This window comes from Streptomyces sp. NPDC007164 (genome assembly GCF_040634135.1).
GTDB lineage: Bacteria > Actinomycetota > Actinomycetes > Streptomycetales > Streptomycetaceae > Streptomyces > Streptomyces sanglieri.
This window is the reverse complement of the sequence record NZ_JBEYFB010000007.1, coordinates 188,062-205,694: the sequence shown is the minus strand read 5'-3', so window position 1 is coordinate 205,694 and position 17,633 is coordinate 188,062. Positions and strand designations below refer to the sequence as shown.

Genomic DNA, 17,633 nt, shown 5'->3' with positions numbered 1-17,633 from the left:
TCGCGCCCCCACGCGGTTCCGCCCCGGCGGAGGTCCAGAAAGCAGGACGAGCGACCACGCTGGGGCATGCGGATGGCGACCGGCCTGTCCGTGCTGGTGCTGGGGGCCGGCGGGGTCGGCCATGCGGTGGTGACCGGTCTGGAGACCGGGATCGACCGGATCGACCCGTTCAAGGACATGAAGAACCGGCCACCCGCCGGCAACGGCATGAACCTGCTGCTGGTGGGCACCGACGGCCGCGACCGGATCAGCCCCGAGGAGAAGAAGAAGTACCGGCTGGGCGGTGCGCCCTGCCACTGCACCGACACGATCATGCTGGTGCACCTGTCGGCGGACAGGGAGCGCGCGAGCATCGTCTCGCTGCCCCGCGACAGCTACGCCGAGGTCCCCGGGCACACCGACCGGAACACCGGTGAGCAGCACTCCGCGCATCCGGTGAAGCTGAACGCCGCCTACGCCGAGGGCGGGCCGAATCTGACCGTGCGGACCGTCGAGCACATGACGGGCGTCAAGATCGACCACTATCTGGAGGTCGACTTCACCAGCTTCATGAAGACCGTGGACACCCTGGGCGGCGTGAAGATCTGCACGACCCGGCCGCTGAAGGACTCGTACACCGGTCTCGATCTCGCCCCGGGCACCCATGAGCTGAACGGTGGGCAGGCCCTCCAGTACGTACGCTCCCGGCACATCGACGGGGCCGCCGACCTGGGCCGCATGCAGCGCCAGCAGAAGTTCCTGGCTTCGCTGATCGAGCGGGCGACCAGCAGCGGTGTACTGCTGAACCCGGTGAAGTTCCGGGACGCCGCCTCGACGATGCTCAGCTCGGTGCGGGCCGACAAGGGGTTCGGTACGGAGCAGATGCTTGAGCTCGGCCAGGCGATGCGCGGCTTCTCCCCGGCCTCGTCCGAGTTCGCCTCCGTACCGATGGGGAACGTGTCCTACCCGGTCAATGGCATCGGTTCGACGGTCAAGTGGGACGAGACCAAGTCGGAGAAGCTCTTCCGGGCGCTGCGCGAGGACAAGCCGCTCGCCCCCGCGCGGCCCAAGGAGCCGAAGGCGGTGAAGGTCGATGTCGCCCCCCGGCAGATCCGGGTCCAGGTCTACAACGGAACCCCGAAGGACGGGCTCGGGAAGACGGTCGACGAGGCGCTGCGCGCCACCGGCTTCGACACCACGCGCGCCCCGCTCAACGGGGAGGTGCGCGTGAACGGGGAGCTGCGGGGCATCGAGCACACCCTGATCACCTACGACCCGCGCTGGGACCGGTCCGCGAAGTCACTGGCGGCCGCACTGCCCGGGGCCGAGCTGCGGGCGGTACGGGGGCAGGGGGCCACGATGCGGGTGACGGCGGGCGCGGACTTCGAGAAGGCGCGGCGGGTACGGGCCGAGGAGGCGGACTCCGGCGAGTTCGACACGGTCACGGGCGACCAGGTGGCCTGCCCATGACCGCTGGGGCGCCGATTCCGGAGGCTCAGTCCTCGATGCCCTCGGCCGCGCGCCTCTCGCGCAGTTCCTTGATCGCGCGGCGGCGGGCGAGGCGGTGGGTGCGCCGGATCTGCGCCTCCTGGTAGCGCCGCTTGTCGCGCTCCGTCTCCGGGATCACCTGCGGTACGGGGCGCGGCTTGCCGTCCGCGTCGACCGCGGCGAACACCAGATAGGCGCTGCCGACCTGCTGGGCGGGGGTGGATTCGTTCCAGCGCTCGGCCATGACCCGGACGCCGACCTCCATCGAGGAGCGGCCGGTCCAGTTCACCTGGGCGCGGACGTGAACGAGATCACCCACGCGGACCGGCTCCAGGAAGACCATCTCGTCCATCGAGGCCGTCACGGCGGGGCCGCCGGAGTGCCGGCCGGCCACGGCGCCCGCCGCGTCGTCGACCAGCTTCATGATCACGCCACCGTGCACGGTGCCCAGCAGATTGGTGTCACTGCCGGTCATGATGTGGCTGAGGGTGGTCCGGGAGGCGGCGGTCGACTTGCCCGGAATGTCGCCCTCCGGGCGCGGGGCCTGATCTGTCATACCGTCCACCTTATGCGGGGGCTTCGGCCCGGCGGCAATGCATCAGCTTCGCAACAGCCCTGATGCGATTTCCCGCACCCCCTGTAATAGCGGTGCACCTGGCCTGCACACTGGTCCGCATGAACGATTGGCGCGAGGGATCGTCCGACAACAACCGCGGCGGCAACCGCTACGGGCGGGGCAGCGCCGGTGAGCAGCCGGAGGGAGCCCGCTCGATGCCGCATGTCCAGCGGCGCCCCGCCCCTCGGCAGCACCCCGCGCCGCCGAGGCAGCGGCCGATCCCCCAGCAGCCGGGCGGCTACGACAACGGTGGCCCGCAGAGCGGTGGCCCGCAGTACGACAGCGGGTACAACACGGGCCAGGTCTACGGCGGCGGCAACGACGGCGGCCGGGGCAGCGGCCACGGCGGCGGCCCGGGTGACGGCGGCCGCGCCCAGGGGCGCCCGGCGCCCGACTGGCGCCGACGGATCAAGATAGGCTCGCTGTCCCTGGTGGTCGTGGTCCTCGCGGTCTCCATAGGCACGTACTTCTGGGCCGACTCCAAGCTCAAGCGCGAGGTGGACCTTTCCAAGGTCATCGAGCGGCCGTCGGGCGGCGACGGCACCAACTACCTGATCGTCGGTTCCGACAGCCGTGAGGGCATGACGGCCGAGGACAAGAAGAAGCTCCACACGGGCTCCGCCGAGGGCAAGCGGACCGACTCGATGATGATCCTGCACGACGGATCCAACGGGCCGACGCTGATCTCCCTGCCCCGTGACTCCGACGTCGAGATCCCCTCGTTCAAGGGCTCCGACTCCGGCAAGCTCTACCCGGGCCGCGGCCGCTTCACCAAGCTGAACGCCGCGTACGCCATGGACGGCCCCGAACTCCTGGTCCGCACCGTCGAGTTCAACACCGGGCTGCGCATCGACCACTACTGCGAGATCGGCTTCGGCGGCTTCGCCAAGATCGTGGACGCGATCGGCGGGGTGGAGCTGGACATCCCCAAGGCATTCAAGGACAAAAAGTCCGGCGCCGACTTCCAGGCGGGCAAGCAGACGCTGAACGGTGAGCAGTCCCTCGCCTTCGTCCGCACCCGGTACGCCTTCGCCCAGGCGGATCTGGCCCGTACGAAGAACCAGCAGAAGTTCCTCGCGGCGCTGGCGAGCCAGACGGCGACGCCGTCCACGATCCTCAATCCGTTCAAGCTGTACCCGACGATGGGTGCGGGCCTGGACACCCTGGTCGTGGACAAGGACATGTCGCTCTGGTCCCTGAGCCAGATGTTCTTCGCCATGAAGGACGTCACGGGCGGCGACGGCAAGTCGATGAACATGCCGATGTCGGGCTTCAGGAACGGCAACGTGGTCTGGGACAAGGCCAAGGTGAAGCAGCTGGTGGAGCAGCTCAAGAACGACGAGAAGGTCACCGTCACCGAGAACTGACGGCAAACGGCAACCGGAAACAGGGCCCGGACGGCGAACCGTCCGGGCCCTGCCGCTGTTCGCTCATTCGTTGCGGGCGATGTTGCCCCACTCGTCCATCGTGGGATGGATCTTCATGGGGCGCTGCTCGTCGATGTCGGAGGGCCGCGGGCCTTCCGGGCCGGCGGGACCGACCCGCATCATCCGTTCGATCCGGGCGATCTCGAAGCGGCGCCCCCGCACGTTCAGCTCGTTGGGGCGCAGCCGGCGCGCGAACGCATCCGCCGCCCGCGCGTACACGGCGGCCTCCTGCTCGTCGAGTTCCTCGGTCAGCGGCAGGAACGTCTTCAGGCAGTACACCAGTGAACGCCGCGCGTCCTGCGGGGTGGGGTGCTGGCTCGACGCCATGGACCAGGACTTCTCCTCGCGCTCCATCACCCGGAAGACGACCGGCAGCAGCACCAGGCCGGGATGCGTCCGCAACGCCCGTTGCGAATCCGCCAGTACATCCGGCGGGAAGCGCTCCGAGGTGTACGAGACCGGCACCAGGCCCATCCGCGCCAGACCCTCCGTCAGCCCCACCGCCGCCGCGTGGTCGATGACGAAGCCCTTGGTGGTGGAGGGCGTGTGCGCCTGCATGTCCCAGCCCTCCGTGTCGACGTCCGTGGGCCTGGGCGGCTCCAGGCGCCCTTCGCCGGTCCGGGCGAACTCATCGGCGCGCACGATGCGGTAGCGCGTGTCACCGACGGTCAGTTCGTTCACCGGCTCGGTCTCCAGCCGGGCCACCGCGTCCAGCAGGGCGCGCCGCTCCTTGGGGTCGTCCGTCTTGTCCTTGGCCTTGAACCAGAGGTGGGAGTTCAGCGCGTCGCGGGCGTCCTGCGGATAGCCGGTGTCCATGTCGGTCAGCAGCCGCCATCGCGGCCGCTCGCCCCGGCGCTGCTCGGCGACGCCGAAGAGCGGCCCCCGGACCACGATGTTCCCGTACGTCCGGGAAGCGGCGAACGCGTCCGCCTCGGTGACCAGGGACACCGGGTCCTCCCGGTGCCGGACGTTGATGACGAGGTGATCCGGCGGCGCCTGAGGGTGATCGCTCATGCACCCAGTGTGCCGAGGCTGCGGCCGGAGGGTGGGTGGAATACGGGAAGCGGGGGGCAGAACCTTGTCAGTGGCGGCGCCTACAGTCGCACGCATGACCCAGGAACCATCGCTCCCGGACCTCGCGCTCGATCTCGACGCCCTCGCCGCGGCCGTCGGCGAACAGCCCGACAGGCAGGCGGCATGGCGTTTCATCCGCGCCTTCGCCCGCGACTGGAGCCGGAGCCCCCTGGCCGGGACCAACGGCCACGCCCCCGCCGATCTCGACGCGGCACAGGCCCGGCTCGGCCTGCCGCTGCCCGCGGCACTGCGCGAGGCCTACCAACTGCTCGGCCGCCGACCCGACTTGACGGACAATCAGGATTCCCTGCTCGCCCCGGAGGACCTCTGTCTCGACGCGGACCGAGGCGTGCTGGTCTTCCGCGTCGAGAACCAGTCCTGTGCCTACTGGGGCATACGCGTCACGGACCTCGACCAGGACGACCCGCCGGTCGTCGTACGCGCCGACCTCGTCCGCCCCACCGCCGACGACTGGGCCGCGTGGCTGGGCCGGGTCAGCCTCGCGTTCGTCGAGATCGTCCTGTCCGAGGCGCTGTGCGCCGACGATGACCTGATGGGATGGGTGACCCCCTACGACACCGGCCTGCCCGAGGACATCGCCGCCACCTTCAGGCGCCTGCCGCTCCCGGAGTACCCGATCAGCCAGCAGGCGGGCTCACGCTGGTACGCGCACGACGAAATCATCCTCCGCGACGATCGCGGGACCGCGATGTTCCGCGCCCGCACGGAGGCGGCCTTCGACCGCTTCGACTGGGAGGACGAGCAGGAGGACTGACGGAGACCGTCCCGCCTGGGCCGGCTGCCGAGCGATATCAGCGCCCGGCCGCGCACGGCGTCAACGCCCGGCCGCGTGCGGGATCAGCGCTCGGCGGCGTAGCGGACGAAGCCCGCCCAGGCTCCGGAGCCGAAGGCCAGGCGAGGGCCCTGGACGTCCTTGGAGTCCCGGACGTGCACCGTGCCGGGGGAAGCGGCGACTTCGACGCAGTCGCCTTCGTTGCCGTTGCTGCTGTAGCTGCTCTTGAACCAGGCCGACTCGGAAACGTCCTGCGCGGAAGTCCTGCGGATCATGTCTCTCCCAGCATTCGCTCGATGAGGGCCAGGGCCTCTCGGGGAGTGAGAGCCTCGGCCCGGATGGTGCCGTACCGCAGTTCGAGGATACGGAGCTGCTTCGGGTCGGTCACCCGACGCCCGTTGAACGCCCCGTGCGAACACCCAACCGCCGAACCGTCCTTGAACTTCAACACACTGATGTCCCCATCCATGCCGGGATGCGCCTCACGACGCGTAGGCATCACCTGAAGGGTGACATTGCGCAACTGCCCGATCTCCAACAGACGTTCAAGTTGTCGCCGCGCCGGCCCGCAGCCCGGCCGCCTCCCGCCACGCCCTGATCTGGCGGCCCACCGCCGCGACCACGGCCGCCCCCGACTCGTCATCGGGATCGACGTCCCAACCCGGTTCGTCCGCCCCGGCGTCGCCGTGTTCCGTACCGGTCTCATCCGCGCTCATCCGTGCCCCACTTCCGATGCGTCTGCCGTTCTCGGCCCGACCCCTGACGTCCCCGGCACGTCACTCCGGACAGCCGGGACAGCACTGGACAAGCCCTGGACAATCGCCGTACGCAAGCGGCTCGTCGCTGTTCACGGTACGCAGCCACGGCCACGCTGAGCGGCGTGAACCAACACATCACCCGAACCGAACATTCCGCTCCTGCCCGGCAGTTCACGGTGCTGCTCTCCCCCACCCGCCGGGGCGCCAGGCTCGCCCGCCTTCTGACCACGGCGCATCTGAGTGACTGGGGCATCGCCTGCGACCGGGCCGCGCACGTCGTCGCCGAGCTGGCGGCCAACGCCGCCCTCCACGGCCGCGTGCCGGGCCGGGACTTCCGGCTCGGCCTCACCGTCCAGCACGGCGAGCTCCTGCGGATCGAGGTGACCGACACCCGGGACGAGCAACTGCCCGTCGCGTCCGTCCCCGGCCGGCACGCGGAGAACGGGCGCGGCCTCCTCATCGTCGAGGCGCTCGCCGACCGCTGGGGCGTCGACCTCGGACCTGTCCCGCGCAAGACCGTCTGGGCCGAGATCGACCTCGCACCGCACCCCCTGCACCGGGTCGCGGAAACCCACGACCCGGTGAACCGCGTCCCCGCGTTCCACGACGCATAAAGCTTTAAAGAACTTGGGGAAATTACCCTCCCCACCCAGACCCACCCCGGTCCCGTCGCCATCACTCACTCGGGTGACATGGGGCAACTGAGCTGGATTTCATACGGGTTGGCTGGCATATGCTCGCCGCGACAACTCCAGACATGCGACGGCCCCCGACGAGATTCGCACTCTCAACCGGGGGCCTGACCACCGAGGAAGTAGGAGCTTCCCGATGGGTACCCCGCAGATTACCGTGCCCTCGCACGGTCCGTCCCCCGTACCCGGAGACGCCACGCCGTCGTCCGGTGTCATCCACATCAACTTCCGGCATGCCGCGGGCTTCACCGTCATCGGCAACCACCTCGCCCAGCACCGCGGGCTCTCCCTCGCGGCGATCGGGCTGGCCGCCCACATCCAGTCGCTGCCCGCCGGAGCCAGGATCGGCATCAAGCGCCTCGCCGAACGCTTCCCCGAGAGCGAGACCCGCATCGCCGCCGCCCTGCGCGAGCTGGAGGCCCACGGCTACCTCCACCGCAGCCGCGTACGCCTCGCCGGTGGCCGCATCGTCACCCGCACCGTCTCGTACAACCAGCCGGGCGCGGCCGGTCGCCCCGTAACAGCTCCCCGCCCCCGGACAGCCACCCCCAGCAGGCCGAACCCGCAGCCCACATCACCGCCACGCGCAACCGCCCTCGAACCGCGCCCCGCTCCGGCCCCCGCACCGCCCCCGGCGCCCGCGCCGCTGCCGCCCGCACCACAACCGCAGCCCTCCCCCGTCCTCGTGCCCGCCCCCACCGCGCGCACAACGCCGCCACCACCGCTCCCCCAGCCCCAGGAACTCACGCCGGAGCTCCAGCGCGTGGCCGCCGCGCTCCTCGCCGACCTGCGCCGCCACGCACCTCAACTGGTCCTCTCCGAACACGACATCCGCACCCTCGCTCCCGGCGTCGCCACCTGGCTCGAACGCGACGCCCGCCCCGACACCGTCCGCCACACCCTCACCACCGACCTCCCCAGCCCCCTGAAACACCCCGCCAAGCTCCTGCGCCACCGCATCACCACACTCCTGCCACCACCGCTCCCGGGAGCGCAGGACATGGCCGCACTCGCACGCCCCGGCGTCATCGTCATCCCGCTCCAGAACTGCGACGGCTGCGACCGCGCCTTCCGCTCCCGCCACCCCGGCCACTGCCGCGACTGCCTGGCAGACCTCCACACAGCCGCCTGACCGGAACATCACCCACAACCCGAACGGACCTCCATGGTCAGCTCGCCACATGAGGCAATGCACCGCATCTTCCAGGAGTACCCGGGTCTCTTCTCCCGCGTATCCGAAGTACTCGGTGTCGACATCCCACCACCCACCTCGGCCACCGCCCTGCCCACCGACCTCACCGAGGCCCGTCCCGTCGAACGCCGGGTGGACACCCTCCTGCGCATCGAGACGGAGCACGACGGACCCTTCGTTCTCGCCATCGAAGCCCAGGGCAAGAAGGACCCGCGCAAGACAGCCAGCTGGCCGTACTACGTCAGCTACCTCCACAACAGGTACGGGTTACCCGTCCTGCTGCTGGTCGTCTGCCAGGATCAGGCCACCGCCGAATGGGCCGCGCGGCCCATCTCCATCGGGGTCCGTCAATGGCAGACACTCACCCTGAACCCCCTCGTCGCGGGGCCGCACAACATGCCGGTCATCACCGATGTGGCCGAGGCCCGCAAGGACCTCGCGCTCGCCACCCTGGCCGCCATCACACACGCCGACAATCCGGACGTCGGTGCCATACTGAAAACGCTGTCCGTCGCGTTGCGCGACACACCTGAAGCAATCGCCGACCCCATCGTCGAACTCACCGCACAGGGCCTGGGCAACCGCCCGGCCGCACAACAGTGGAGGAACCTGGTGGCCTTGGACACGTCTTTCTACAAGTCCTTCATGTCGGAAGAGATCCGGGACGAAGGCCGGGCAAAGGGCCGGGCGGAAGCTCGGGCAGAAGACCTCTTGCTGGTCCTCGAAGCACGTGGCATCGCTCTTGCCGACGAGACCCGAGAGAAGATCACCTGCTGCGACGACCCCCAGCTCCTGCGCCAGTGGCTCAACCGCGCCGCCACTGCCGCCACCATCGAGGAAGTCTTCACCGGGGAGTGATCCAGTCCCGGTCTCCTCACCTCATACACACGTCCGGCCCCCGACGCGTGCGTCGGGGGCCGGACGTCGAAGCAACAACCGTTACGGCAGGTTCCTCGCCATCACGATCCGCTGGACCTGGTTCGTACCCTCGTAGATTTGCGTGATCTTCGCGTCGCGCATCATCCGCTCCACCGGGTAGTCCCGCGTGTAGCCGTAGCCGCCGAGCAGCTGGACCGCGTCCGTGGTGATCTCCATCGCCACGTCGGAGGCGAAGCACTTGGCCGCGGCGCCGAAGAAGGTGAGGTCGCCGTCGAGGCGTTCGGACTTGGCGGCGGCGGAGTAGGTGAGCTGGCGGGCCGCCTCCAGCTTCATGGCCATGTCGGCGAGCATGAACTGGATGCCCTGGAAGTCGCCGATCGGCTTGCCGAACTGCTTGCGCTCCTGGACGTAGCCCTTGGCGTAGTCGAGGGCGCCCTGGGCGATGCCGAGGGCCTGGGCCGCGATGGTGATGCGGGTGTGGTCCAGGGTCTTCATCGCGGTGGCGAAGCCGGTGCCCTCCTCGCCGATCATGCGGTCGGCGGGGATACGGACGTTGTCGAAGTACACCTCGCGGGTCGGGGACCCCTTGATGCCGAGCTTCTTCTCCGGGGCGCCGAAGGAGACGCCCTCGTCCGACTTCTCGACGACGAAGGCCGAGATGCCCTTGGAGCGCTTGGTCGGGTCGGTGACGGCCATGACCGTGTAGTACTCGGAGACGCCCGCGTTGGTGATCCAGCGCTTCACGCCGTTGAGCACCCAGAAGTCGCCGTCGCGGACGGCCTTGGTCTTCATGCCGGCCGCGTCGGAACCCGCGTCGGGCTCGGAGAGGCAGTACGAGAACATGCCGTCGCCCTTGGCCAGCGGGCCCAGGTACTTCTTCTTCAGGTCCTCGGAGCCGGAAAGGATCACCGGGAGGGAGCCGAGCTTGTTCACGGCCGGGATGAGGGAGGACGAGGCGCAGACCCGGGCCACCTCCTCGATCACGATGACCGTGGCCAGCGCGTCGGCGCCCGCGCCGCCGTACGCCTCGGGTACGTGCACCGCGTGCAGGTCCGCCGCGGTCAGGGCATCCAGCGCCTCCTGCGGGAAGCGCGCCTCCTCGTCGACCGCCGCCGCGTGCGGGGCGATCTTCGCCTCGGCGAGCGCACGCACCGTCTCCCGGAGCATCTCGTGCTCCTCGGCCGGACGGTACAGGTCGAAATCGGTCGAACCCGCCAAGACGCTCACTCCCCAAGACGCTAACTACCGTTAAGTAACCCAATTTTAGAGCGCTGCTCCCGCAATGGCCTATGCAAAGCCCGCGTGAGCTTCACGACAGGGGTGGAGAAACGGGGGCGGGCGGTCGGAAACCGGGCCTTCGGGAGCACGACTATGCTCGTTCACCGCACGTCTGTCCGCATCTCCCAGGAGCGTTCCATGGCCCTCAGGATCACTGTGATCGGCACCGGCTACCTCGGCGCCACCCACGCCGCGGCCATGGCGGAACTGGGCTTCGAAGTGCTCGGTCTCGATGTCGTGCCCGAGAAGGTCGAGATGCTGAGCACCGGCCGGGTCCCGATGTACGAACCGGGGCTGGAGGAGCTGCTGCACAAGCACGTCGAGGGGATCGAGGGGTCCACGGGGCGGCTGCGGTTCACCACTTCCTGGGAGGAGGTGGCGGCCTTCGGCGATGTGCACTTCGTCTGTGTGAACACTCCGCAGAAGCACGGCGAGTACGCCTGCGACATGAGCTACGTGGACAACGCGTTCGAGTGGCTGGCGCCCCACCTGACCCGGCCCGCGCTGGTCGTCGGGAAGTCGACCGTTCCGGTGGGCTCGGCGGCCCGGCTCGCGGCGCGGCTGGCGGAGCTGGCGCCGGTGGGCGCCGACGCGGAGCTGGCCTGGAACCCCGAGTTCCTCCGCGAGGGCTTCGCCGTGAACGACACCCTGCACCCGGACCGGATCGTCGTCGGTGTGGCGAGCGAGCGGGCCGAGAAGCTGCTGCGCGAGGTGTACGCGGTGCCGGTCGCCGAGGGGTCGCCGTTCGTGGTGACGGACTTCCCGACCGCCGAGCTGGTGAAGACCGCGGCCAATTCGTTCCTGGCCACGAAGATCTCGTTCATCAACGCGATGGCGGAGGTCTGCGAGGCCGCCGACGGCGACGTGAAGAAGCTGGCCGAGGCGATCGGGCACGACGAGCGGATCGGCTCGAAGTTCCTGCGGGCCGGGATCGGCTTCGGCGGCGGCTGTCTGCCGAAGGACATCCGGGCCTTCATGGCGCGCGCCGGTGAGCTGGGCGCGGACCAGGCGCTGACCTTCCTCCGCGAGGTCGACTCGATCAACATGCGGCGCCGCGGCCACATGGTGGAGCTGGCCCGGGAGGCCGTGGGCGGCGATTCGTTCCTCGGCAAGCGGGTGGCGGTGCTGGGCGCGACGTTCAAGCCGGACTCGGACGACGTACGGGACTCGCCGGCGCTGAACGTGGCCGGGCAGATCCAGCTCCAGGGCGGCCAGGTCACCGTCTTCGACCCGAAGGGCATGGACAACGCCCGGCGGCTCTTCCCGACCCTCGGCTACGCGGACACGGCGCTGGACGCGGTGCGTGGCGCCGATGTGGTGCTGCATCTGACGGAGTGGCGCGAGTTCCGCGAGCTGGACCCGGCGGCGCTCGGCGAGGTCGCGTCCCGCCGGATCATCCTGGACGGCCGCAACGCGCTGGACAGCGAGCTGTGGCGCGAGGCCGGCTGGACGTACCGGGCGATGGGCCGCCCGACCGCCTGATCCCGTGCGTCACGCGCGCTTCGCGCGGTAGGTGCGCATCTTGGCGCGGGCGCCGCACACCGACATCGAGCACCAGCGCCGCCGCCCCGCCGGACTGCGGTCGTAGTACGCCCAGCGGCAGTCCTCCGCCTCGCACGCCTTGAGCCGGGCCCAGGTGCCGTCGGCCGCCGCGCCGGCGATGGCCGCGGCGACTCGGGCGGTCAGCCCGGCCGGTTCGGTGGCGGGGCGCAGTGCGGCGGCGCCCGCCGCGTCCACGGTGACCCGCAGCGGCGCCCCGGCGAGCAGCCGGTCGAGCGGGGATGCGGCGTCGCCCGGCGGGCGGTGACCGGCGTGGGCGAGGCAGGCGGCACGGAGCGCCTCGCGCAGCTCCCGGGCTTCCGGGACGTCCTGTTCGGTGAGGCCGAAGGCGGCGCGTCCGTCCGCCGTGTCGAGAGTGTCCGCGCCCGTCTCGACGTCCAGCGTGTTGACCAGGGCCTCGATCAGTGCGAGTGCCCCGGGCACGGAATCCTTCTCACTCATGGTGCGACCTCATGGTTGCGACGTTACCTCCTTTGCGGGAGTATGCAGTAACGGTTACCCGTTGAGGGCATCTACAGGTAACCGGCTGTACCCATTCGTCCGGAGGAGGAATTGTCATGGCTGTCGCCACACTCGGTGCCGTCGTCCTGGACTGCCCCGACCCCGCCGCGCTCGCGGGCTTCTACGCCGGGCTGCTCGGCGGTGAGATCACACCCGGTGAGGAGGACGGCTGGCAGGAGCTGACCGGGACCGGGGGCACGCTGCTCGCGTTCCAGGCCGCGCCCGGTTTCGTACCGCCGCGGTGGCCGAACGCGGACGCGTCGCAGCAGATCCATCTGGATCTGACCGTGCCGGACCTGGACGCGGCGGAGAAGGAAGTGCTCGCGCTGGGCGCCACGGTGCTGGAGGCGGAGGACCGGGAGCGGAGCTTCCGGGTGTACGCGGACCCGGCGGGGCACCCGTTCTGTCTCTGCGCCGGGTAGCAGGCGCGCAGACGTGTGTGGGGGGGCGGCCCCGCAAGGCCGCCCCCCCACACACGTCGACGGCTCAGACGGCCGCGCCGTCCAGCTGCTCGATCGTGGCGTGCGACGGGGCGCGTCGGGTGCGCAGCTCGCGCGCCACGTCCTCGGCGTCGCGCAGCACCCGTACGGCGTTGCGCCAGGTGAGCTTGGCGAGGTCGGCGTCGGACCATCCGCGGCCGAGCAGCTCCGCGATCAGGTTCGGGTAGCCGGCGACGTCCTGGAGGCCGTCCGGGAGGAAGGCCGTTCCGTCGTAGTCGCCGCCGATGCCGATGTGGTCGATGCCGGCGACCTCGCGCATGTGGTCGAGGTGGTCGGCGATGGTCGCCACGGTGGCCATCGGGCGCGGGTTGGCCGCCTCGAAGTCGGCGTGGATCCTCATGGCCTGCGCGGTGGTGTCGAGGTGGTGCAGGCCGTGCGCGCGCATGTTCCTGTCCGCGGCCAGCGTCCAGGCCACGGCCTCGGGCAGGACGAACTTCGGCACGAAGGTGGCCATGGCGATGCCGCCGTTGACCGGGAGCCTGCCGAGGACGTCGTCGGGGATGTTGCGCGGGTGGTCGCAGATCGCCCGCGCCGAGGAGTGCGAGAAGATCACCGGCGCCGTGGAGGTGTCGAGCGCGTCGCGCATCGTGCCGGCCGCCACGTGGGAGAGGTCGACCAGCATGCCGGTGCGGTTCATCTCCCGTACGACCTCGTGGCCGAACGGCGAGAGGCCGCCGATGCGGGGCGCGTCGGTCGCCGAGTCCGCCCACGCGATGTTGTCGTTGTGGGTGAGCGTCATGTAGCGGACGCCCAGGGTGTGCAGGGCGCGCAGGGTGCCCAGCGAGTTGTTGATGGAGTGGCCGCCCTCGGCGCCCATCAGGGAGGCGATCCGGCCCTCGTCGCGGGCCGCCTCCATGTCGTCGGCGGTGAACGCGCGCCGCAGGTCGGCGGGGTGCCGGACGATCAGCTCGTCGACCACGTCGATCTGTTCCAGGGTGGCGCTGACGGCCTCGTCGCCCGCCATGTCGGTCCGTACGTAGACGGACCAGAACTGGGCGCCGACGCCGCCCGCGCGCAGCCGCGGGATGTCGGTGTGCAGATGGGCGGACTGGTCCTTGGCGATGTCACGGGCGTCGAGGTCGTAGCCGACCTGCTCGCGCAGCGCCCACGGCAGGTCGTTGTGACCGTCGACGACGGGGTACTCGGCGAGGAGCCGCCGCGCCCGCTCCAGCCGGACCGCCTGCTGTGTCTGCTCCACGGCCGCCTACTTTCCGAAGCCGAAGGAGTCGGCGCCCTGGACCTTGCTGCGGAGCCGCTTGCCCTTCTCCGTCGCCTGGTCGTTCAGCTCCTGCTGGAACTCCCGCATCCGGGCCAGCAGCTCGCCGTCGTGGGCGGCGAGGATCCGGGCGGCGAGCAGACCGGCGTTGCGCGCGCCGCCGACCGACACGGTCGCGACCGGCACACCGGCGGGCATCTGCACGATGGAGAGCAGGCTGTCCATGCCGTCCAGGTACTTCAGCGGGACCGGTACGCCGATGACCGGCAGCGGGGTCACCGAGGCGAGCATGCCGGGGAGGTGGGCGGCACCGCCCGCGCCGGCGATGATCGCCTTCAGACCGCGGCCCGCCGCCTGCTCGCCGTAAGCGATCATCTCGTGCGGCATGCGGTGGGCGGAGACGACGTCGACCTCGTAGCGGATCTCGAACTCGTCGAGGGCCTTGGCCGCTGCTTCCATGACGGGCCAGTCGGAGTCCGAGCCCATGACGATGCCGACGACGGGCGCGGTGGTGGCGGGGGAGGTCATTCGGTGATCGTTCCTCGCAGGTAGTCGGCCGCGTGCCGGGCGCGCTCCCGCACGTCCGCCAGATCGTCGCCGTAGGTGTTGACGTGTCCGACCTTGCGGCCGGGCTTCACGTCCTTGCCGTACATGTGGATCTTGAGCTGCGGATCGCGGGCCATGCAGTGCAGGTACGCCTGGTACATGTCCGGGAAGTCGCCACCGAGGACGTTGGACATGACCGTCCAGGTGGCGCGCGGGCGCGGGTCGCCGAGCGGCAGGTCGAGCACGGCCCGGACGTGGTTGGCGAACTGGGAGGTGATCGCGCCGTCCTGGGTCCAGTGGCCGGAGTTGTGCGGGCGCATCGCCAGCTCGTTGACCAGGATGCGTCCGTCACGCGTCTCGAAGAGCTCGACGGCGAGGTGGCCCACGACGCCCAGTTCGGCGGCGATCCGCAGCGCGAGCTGCTGGGCCTCGCCGGCGAGGCGCTCGTCCAGCTCCGGTGCCGGGGCGATCACCGTGTCGCAGACCCCGTCCACCTGGATCGACTCGACGACCGGGTAGGCGACGGCCTGGCCGTGCGGCGAGCGGACGATGTTGGCCGCCAGCTCCCGTACGAAGTCGACCTTCTCCTCGGCGAGGACCGCCACGCCGGCCCGGAACGGGTCGGCCGCGTCCGCCTCGGAGCGGACCACCCAGACCCCCTTGCCGTCGTAGCCGCCGCGGACCGTCTTGAGGATCACGGGGAAGCCCCCGACCTCGTCCGCGAAGGCCGCCGCGTCGGCCGGGTCCGACACGATGCGGTGCCGGGGGCAGGGCACGCCGATCTCGGTGAGCTTCGCGCGCATCACCCCCTTGTCCTGGGCGTGCACCAGCGCATCCGGGCCGGGACGCACGGGGATGCCGTCCGCCTCCAGGGCCCGCAGGTGCTCGGTGGGCACGTGCTCGTGATCGAAGGTGATCACGTCACAGCCGCGCGCGAAGGCGCGCAGCGTGTCCAGGTCGCGATAGTCGCCCACGACGACTTCGCTCACCACCTGGGCCGCCGAGTCCTGGGGGGTGTCACTGAGGAGCTTGAACTTGATGCCGAGGGGGATGCCCGCCTCGTGGGTCATACGGGCGAGCTGACCGCCACCGACCATGCCGACTACCGGGAACGTCACTCCTCCAGGGTATCCGCCGCCCCGGGAAGCTCCCGACGACGCCCTCCGGCCGCCCCCGGGCCGGGCCGTCGTGTCACAGCATCGCCACATCACTCACGGTGTCCCCGGGCGGCGGGTGGACGGGCTGGTTAGCATGACCGGGTTGACATAACCGACGGACGGGCTGAGCGATCACCATGAGCGAACGGGGCTCACTGCGGACCCGGCTGGAGCTGCTGGCCCGGGAAGTCGCCAAGTTCGGCGTGGTCGGCGGCGTCGGCCTGGTGGTCAACATCGTGGTGTCCAACCTGCTCTGGCGCTACACCGACATCCCGACAGTACGGGCCGGTCTGCTGGCCACCTTCGTCGCCATCCTCGGCAACTACATCGGCTTCCGCTACTGGACGTACCGGGACCGCGACAAGAGCGGACGGACCCGCGAACTGACGCTGTTCCTGCTGTTCAGCGCGGTGGGCGCGGTCATCGAGACCGGTGTGCTGTACACGGCGACGTACGGCTTCGGCTGGAACAGCCCGGTCCAGAGCAATGTCTTCAAGATCCTCGGGATCGGCATCGCGACGCTGTTCCGCTTCTGGTCGTACCGGACATGGGTGTTCAAGGCGCTGCCCGTCCAGGAGCCGGCGCCGGTTGCCGAGCAGCCCGTGGCCGGTGGGGCCGAGGGGTTCCTGAAGCAGGGGCGCACGGAGCCGGTGCCGCGGGTCGGGGCGGATTCCGTACAGCGATAGCGCGCGCGTCCCGCGCCGCTCACCGCACCGGGCGTTCCGGCTCCTGCCTCTTCCGGGCCACCCGGCTGAGGAACAGGGCGAAGACCGCGGGCTGCTGCTGGAGCAGTTCGAGACGGCCGCCGTCCGCCTCCGCGAGGTCCCTGGCCACCGCGAGACCGATGCCCGTGGAATTGCGTCCGCTGATCGTCCGCTCGAAGATCCGGGAGCCCAGGTCGGGGGGAACCCCCGGGCCCTCGTCCGTGACCTCGATCACCACCTGGTTGCCGGTGACCCGGGTGCGCAGCGCGACCGTGCCGCCGCCGTGCATCAGCGAGTTCTCGATCAGCGCGGCCAGCACCTGGGCGACGGCGCCGGGCGTGCCGACGGCCCGCAGCCCCTGCTTGCCGGAGCGGACGATGGCCCGGCCCGCGCTCCGGTAGGCGGGACGCCACTCCTCGATCTGCTGCTTGACCACCTCGTCGAGGTCGAAGACCACGGCGGAGCCGGTACGCGGATCACGGGCGTTGGTCAGCAGCCGCTCCACCACGTCGGTGAGCCGCTCGACCTGGGTCAGGGCGATGTTCGCCTCTTCCTTCACCGTGTCCGGGTCGTCGGTGACCGAGATCTCCTCGATCCGCATGGAGAGCGCGGTGAGCGGCGTACGGAGCTGGTGCGAGGCGTCGGCGGCCAGCCGTCGTTCCGCGGTCAGCATCCGGGCGATCCGTTCGGCGGAGGAGTCCAGGACATCGGCGACCCGGTCCAGCTCCGGCACCCCGTACCGCTTGTGGCGCGGCCGGGGGTCGCCGGAGCCCAAGCGTTCGGCGGTCTCGGCCAGGTCGGTCAGCGGTGAGGTCAGCTTGTTGGCCTGGCGTACGGCCAGGAGCACGGCGGAGACGATGGCCAGCAGCGCCACCGCGCCGATGATCATCAGGGTGCGGCCCACCTCACGGGTGACCGCGGAGCTGGACTCCTCGACGGTGACCTTCTCGCCGCGCTCCCCCTCGGCCGTGCTGCTGATCACACTGCCGGTGGGGCGCTTGCCCAGTTCGAGCGGGGCCCGGCCGGGGATCTTGATCAGTGCGTAGCGTTTGCCGGCGATCTGCTGGGACAGCAGTGCGGGGCTGATCCGCTCGTCCTCCAGCAGCCGGCTCTCGACGACGCTGATCAGCCGCAGCGCCTCGGAGTCGACGCTCTCCTGTGCGCTGTTGCTGATGGTGCGGGTCTCGACGATGACGAGGGAGACGCCGAAGACGGCGATCACCACGAGCACCACGGCGAGCGTGGAGTTGATCAGTCTGCGGCGCATGAATAC

18 protein-coding genes and 1 pseudogene are annotated in these 17,633 nt (G+C 70.3%); 9 read left to right on the top strand and 10 right to left on the bottom strand.

Annotated elements, in window-relative coordinates:
- The first annotated feature begins 66 nt into the window (after positions 1–66).
- Positions 67–1,449, top strand: coding sequence for an LCP family protein (locus ABZ622_RS13530; protein ID WP_360542565.1), 1,383 nt, complete (start codon positions 67–69; stop codon positions 1,447–1,449).
- A 25-nt stretch (positions 1,450–1,474) separates the two neighbouring features.
- On the opposite strand, the gene ABZ622_RS13525 is transcribed toward ABZ622_RS13530, so the two are convergent.
- Entirely contained in the window at positions 1,475–2,023 is a 549-nt protein-coding gene (locus ABZ622_RS13525; RefSeq protein ID WP_360542563.1) for an acyl-CoA thioesterase, read from the bottom strand.
- A gap of 119 nt (positions 2,024–2,142) precedes the next feature.
- Here ABZ622_RS13525 and ABZ622_RS13520 point away from each other — a divergent pair, with 119 nt between their 5' ends.
- Positions 2,143–3,450 (top strand): LCP family protein, encoded by a 1,308-nt coding sequence (locus ABZ622_RS13520; RefSeq protein WP_360542561.1) that lies wholly within the window; start codon positions 2,143–2,145, stop codon positions 3,448–3,450.
- A 63-nt stretch (positions 3,451–3,513) separates the two neighbouring features.
- Here ABZ622_RS13520 and ABZ622_RS13515 read toward each other — a convergent pair whose 3' ends face one another.
- Positions 3,514–4,524: a DUF5954 family protein gene (locus ABZ622_RS13515; RefSeq protein WP_360542559.1), complete on the bottom strand. Its 1,011-nt coding sequence runs from the start codon at positions 4,522–4,524 to the stop codon at positions 3,514–3,516.
- A 94-nt stretch (positions 4,525–4,618) separates the two neighbouring features.
- Here ABZ622_RS13515 and ABZ622_RS13510 point away from each other — a divergent pair, with 94 nt between their 5' ends.
- The gene (locus tag ABZ622_RS13510) at positions 4,619–5,359 is read left to right on the top strand and encodes an SMI1/KNR4 family protein (RefSeq protein WP_360542557.1); all 741 of its coding nucleotides are present in this window, start codon (positions 4,619–4,621) and stop codon (positions 5,357–5,359) included.
- 83 nt (positions 5,360–5,442) lie between these two features.
- Here ABZ622_RS13510 and ABZ622_RS13505 read toward each other — a convergent pair whose 3' ends face one another.
- Positions 5,443–5,652 (bottom strand): DUF397 domain-containing protein, encoded by a 210-nt coding sequence (locus tag ABZ622_RS13505; RefSeq protein ID WP_360542555.1) that lies wholly within the window; start codon positions 5,650–5,652, stop codon positions 5,443–5,445.
- Positions 5,649–6,093: pseudogene (locus ABZ622_RS13500) on the bottom strand (Scr1 family TA system antitoxin-like transcriptional regulator). The gene ABZ622_RS13505 and the pseudogene ABZ622_RS13500 overlap by 4 nt, the downstream one beginning before the upstream one ends.
- Positions 6,094–6,257: 164 nt before the next feature.
- Between ABZ622_RS13500 and ABZ622_RS13495 the strand changes: the two are divergent.
- The 3 genes from ABZ622_RS13495 (at position 6,258) to ABZ622_RS13485 (ending at position 8,877) form a co-directional block, all read left to right on the top strand.
- Positions 6,258–6,749: an ATP-binding protein gene (locus ABZ622_RS13495; protein ID WP_360542553.1), complete on the top strand. Its 492-nt coding sequence runs from the start codon at positions 6,258–6,260 to the stop codon at positions 6,747–6,749.
- A gap of 214 nt (positions 6,750–6,963) precedes the next feature.
- Positions 6,964–7,959, top strand: coding sequence for a helix-turn-helix domain-containing protein (locus ABZ622_RS13490; RefSeq protein ID WP_360542551.1), 996 nt, complete (start codon positions 6,964–6,966; stop codon positions 7,957–7,959).
- 33 nt (positions 7,960–7,992) lie between these two features.
- The gene (locus ABZ622_RS13485; RefSeq protein WP_360542549.1) at positions 7,993–8,877 is read left to right on the top strand and encodes a hypothetical protein; all 885 of its coding nucleotides are present in this window, start codon (positions 7,993–7,995) and stop codon (positions 8,875–8,877) included.
- An 81-nt stretch (positions 8,878–8,958) separates the two neighbouring features.
- Here the strand turns inward: ABZ622_RS13485 and ABZ622_RS13480 are convergent, their stop codons facing one another.
- Complete coding sequence (locus ABZ622_RS13480; RefSeq protein WP_266919191.1) at positions 8,959–10,116, bottom strand: acyl-CoA dehydrogenase; 1,158 nt, start codon at positions 10,114–10,116, stop codon at positions 8,959–8,961.
- Positions 10,117–10,314: 198 nt separating this feature from the next.
- On the opposite strand from ABZ622_RS13480, the gene ABZ622_RS13475 reads away from it, so the two are divergent.
- Entirely contained in the window at positions 10,315–11,658 is a 1,344-nt protein-coding gene (locus ABZ622_RS13475) for a UDP-glucose/GDP-mannose dehydrogenase family protein (RefSeq protein ID WP_360542547.1), read from the top strand.
- Positions 11,659–11,667: 9 nt separating this feature from the next.
- Here ABZ622_RS13475 and ABZ622_RS13470 read toward each other — a convergent pair whose 3' ends face one another.
- On the bottom strand, positions 11,668–12,177 hold the full coding sequence (locus ABZ622_RS13470; RefSeq protein WP_360542545.1) for a CGNR zinc finger domain-containing protein: 510 nt from the start codon (positions 12,175–12,177) through the stop codon (positions 11,668–11,670).
- Positions 12,178–12,293: 116 nt separating this feature from the next.
- On the opposite strand from ABZ622_RS13470, the gene ABZ622_RS13465 reads away from it, so the two are divergent.
- Complete coding sequence (locus ABZ622_RS13465; protein ID WP_360542543.1) at positions 12,294–12,659, top strand: VOC family protein; 366 nt, start codon at positions 12,294–12,296, stop codon at positions 12,657–12,659.
- A 64-nt stretch (positions 12,660–12,723) separates the two neighbouring features.
- On the opposite strand, the gene ABZ622_RS13460 is transcribed toward ABZ622_RS13465, so the two are convergent.
- Genes ABZ622_RS13460 through ABZ622_RS13450 form a run of 3 tightly spaced genes read right to left on the bottom strand, consistent with a single transcriptional unit; the run spans position 12,724 to position 15,617 of the window.
- Positions 12,724–13,935, bottom strand: coding sequence for a dipeptidase (locus tag ABZ622_RS13460; protein ID WP_360542541.1), 1,212 nt, complete (start codon positions 13,933–13,935; stop codon positions 12,724–12,726).
- Positions 13,936–13,941: 6 nt separating this feature from the next.
- Positions 13,942–14,481: a 5-(carboxyamino)imidazole ribonucleotide mutase gene (gene purE, locus ABZ622_RS13455; protein WP_360542538.1), complete on the bottom strand. Its 540-nt coding sequence runs from the start codon at positions 14,479–14,481 to the stop codon at positions 13,942–13,944.
- A complete protein-coding gene (locus ABZ622_RS13450) occupies positions 14,478–15,617 on the bottom strand; it encodes a 5-(carboxyamino)imidazole ribonucleotide synthase (protein WP_360542536.1) in 1,140 nt (379 codons plus the stop codon). Before ABZ622_RS13450 ends, purE begins: the two co-directional genes overlap by 4 nt.
- Before the next feature lie 176 nt (positions 15,618–15,793).
- On the opposite strand from ABZ622_RS13450, the gene ABZ622_RS13445 reads away from it, so the two are divergent.
- Entirely contained in the window at positions 15,794–16,342 is a 549-nt protein-coding gene (locus tag ABZ622_RS13445) for a GtrA family protein (protein WP_360542534.1), read from the top strand.
- Positions 16,343–16,361: 19 nt separating this feature from the next.
- On the opposite strand, the gene ABZ622_RS13440 is transcribed toward ABZ622_RS13445, so the two are convergent.
- Positions 16,362–17,627, bottom strand: a complete 1,266-nt coding sequence (locus tag ABZ622_RS13440; RefSeq protein WP_360542532.1) for an ATP-binding protein — start codon at positions 17,625–17,627, stop codon at positions 16,362–16,364.
- Positions 17,628–17,633 lie beyond the last annotated feature (6 nt).

Excerpts from the sequence above, each read along its gene's own strand:
- ABZ622_RS13515 (WP_360542559.1), bottom strand. The coding sequence starts at position 4,524 with ATGAGCGATCACCCTCAGGCGCCGCCGGATCACCTCGTCATCAACGTC.
- ABZ622_RS13440 (WP_360542532.1), bottom strand. The coding sequence starts at position 17,627 with ATGCGCCGCAGACTGATCAACTCCACGCTCGCCGTGGTGCTCGTGGTG.
- ABZ622_RS13475 (WP_360542547.1), top strand. The coding sequence starts at position 10,315 with ATGGCCCTCAGGATCACTGTGATCGGCACCGGCTACCTCGGCGCCACC.
- ABZ622_RS13510 (WP_360542557.1), top strand. The coding sequence starts at position 4,619 with ATGACCCAGGAACCATCGCTCCCGGACCTCGCGCTCGATCTCGACGCC.
- ABZ622_RS13445 (WP_360542534.1), top strand. The coding sequence starts at position 15,794 with ATGAGCGAACGGGGCTCACTGCGGACCCGGCTGGAGCTGCTGGCCCGG.
- ABZ622_RS13525 (WP_360542563.1), bottom strand. The coding sequence starts at position 2,023 with ATGACAGATCAGGCCCCGCGCCCGGAGGGCGACATTCCGGGCAAGTCG.
- ABZ622_RS13520 (WP_360542561.1), top strand. The coding sequence starts at position 2,143 with ATGAACGATTGGCGCGAGGGATCGTCCGACAACAACCGCGGCGGCAAC.
- ABZ622_RS13470 (WP_360542545.1), bottom strand. The coding sequence starts at position 12,177 with ATGAGTGAGAAGGATTCCGTGCCCGGGGCACTCGCACTGATCGAGGCC.
- ABZ622_RS13485 (WP_360542549.1), top strand. The coding sequence starts at position 7,993 with ATGGTCAGCTCGCCACATGAGGCAATGCACCGCATCTTCCAGGAGTAC.
- ABZ622_RS13530 (WP_360542565.1), top strand. The coding sequence starts at position 67 with ATGCGGATGGCGACCGGCCTGTCCGTGCTGGTGCTGGGGGCCGGCGGG.
- ABZ622_RS13505 (WP_360542555.1), bottom strand. The coding sequence starts at position 5,652 with ATGATCCGCAGGACTTCCGCGCAGGACGTTTCCGAGTCGGCCTGGTTC.
- ABZ622_RS13490 (WP_360542551.1), top strand. The coding sequence starts at position 6,964 with ATGGGTACCCCGCAGATTACCGTGCCCTCGCACGGTCCGTCCCCCGTA.
- ABZ622_RS13465 (WP_360542543.1), top strand. The coding sequence starts at position 12,294 with ATGGCTGTCGCCACACTCGGTGCCGTCGTCCTGGACTGCCCCGACCCC.
- purE (WP_360542538.1), bottom strand. The coding sequence starts at position 14,481 with ATGACCTCCCCCGCCACCACCGCGCCCGTCGTCGGCATCGTCATGGGC.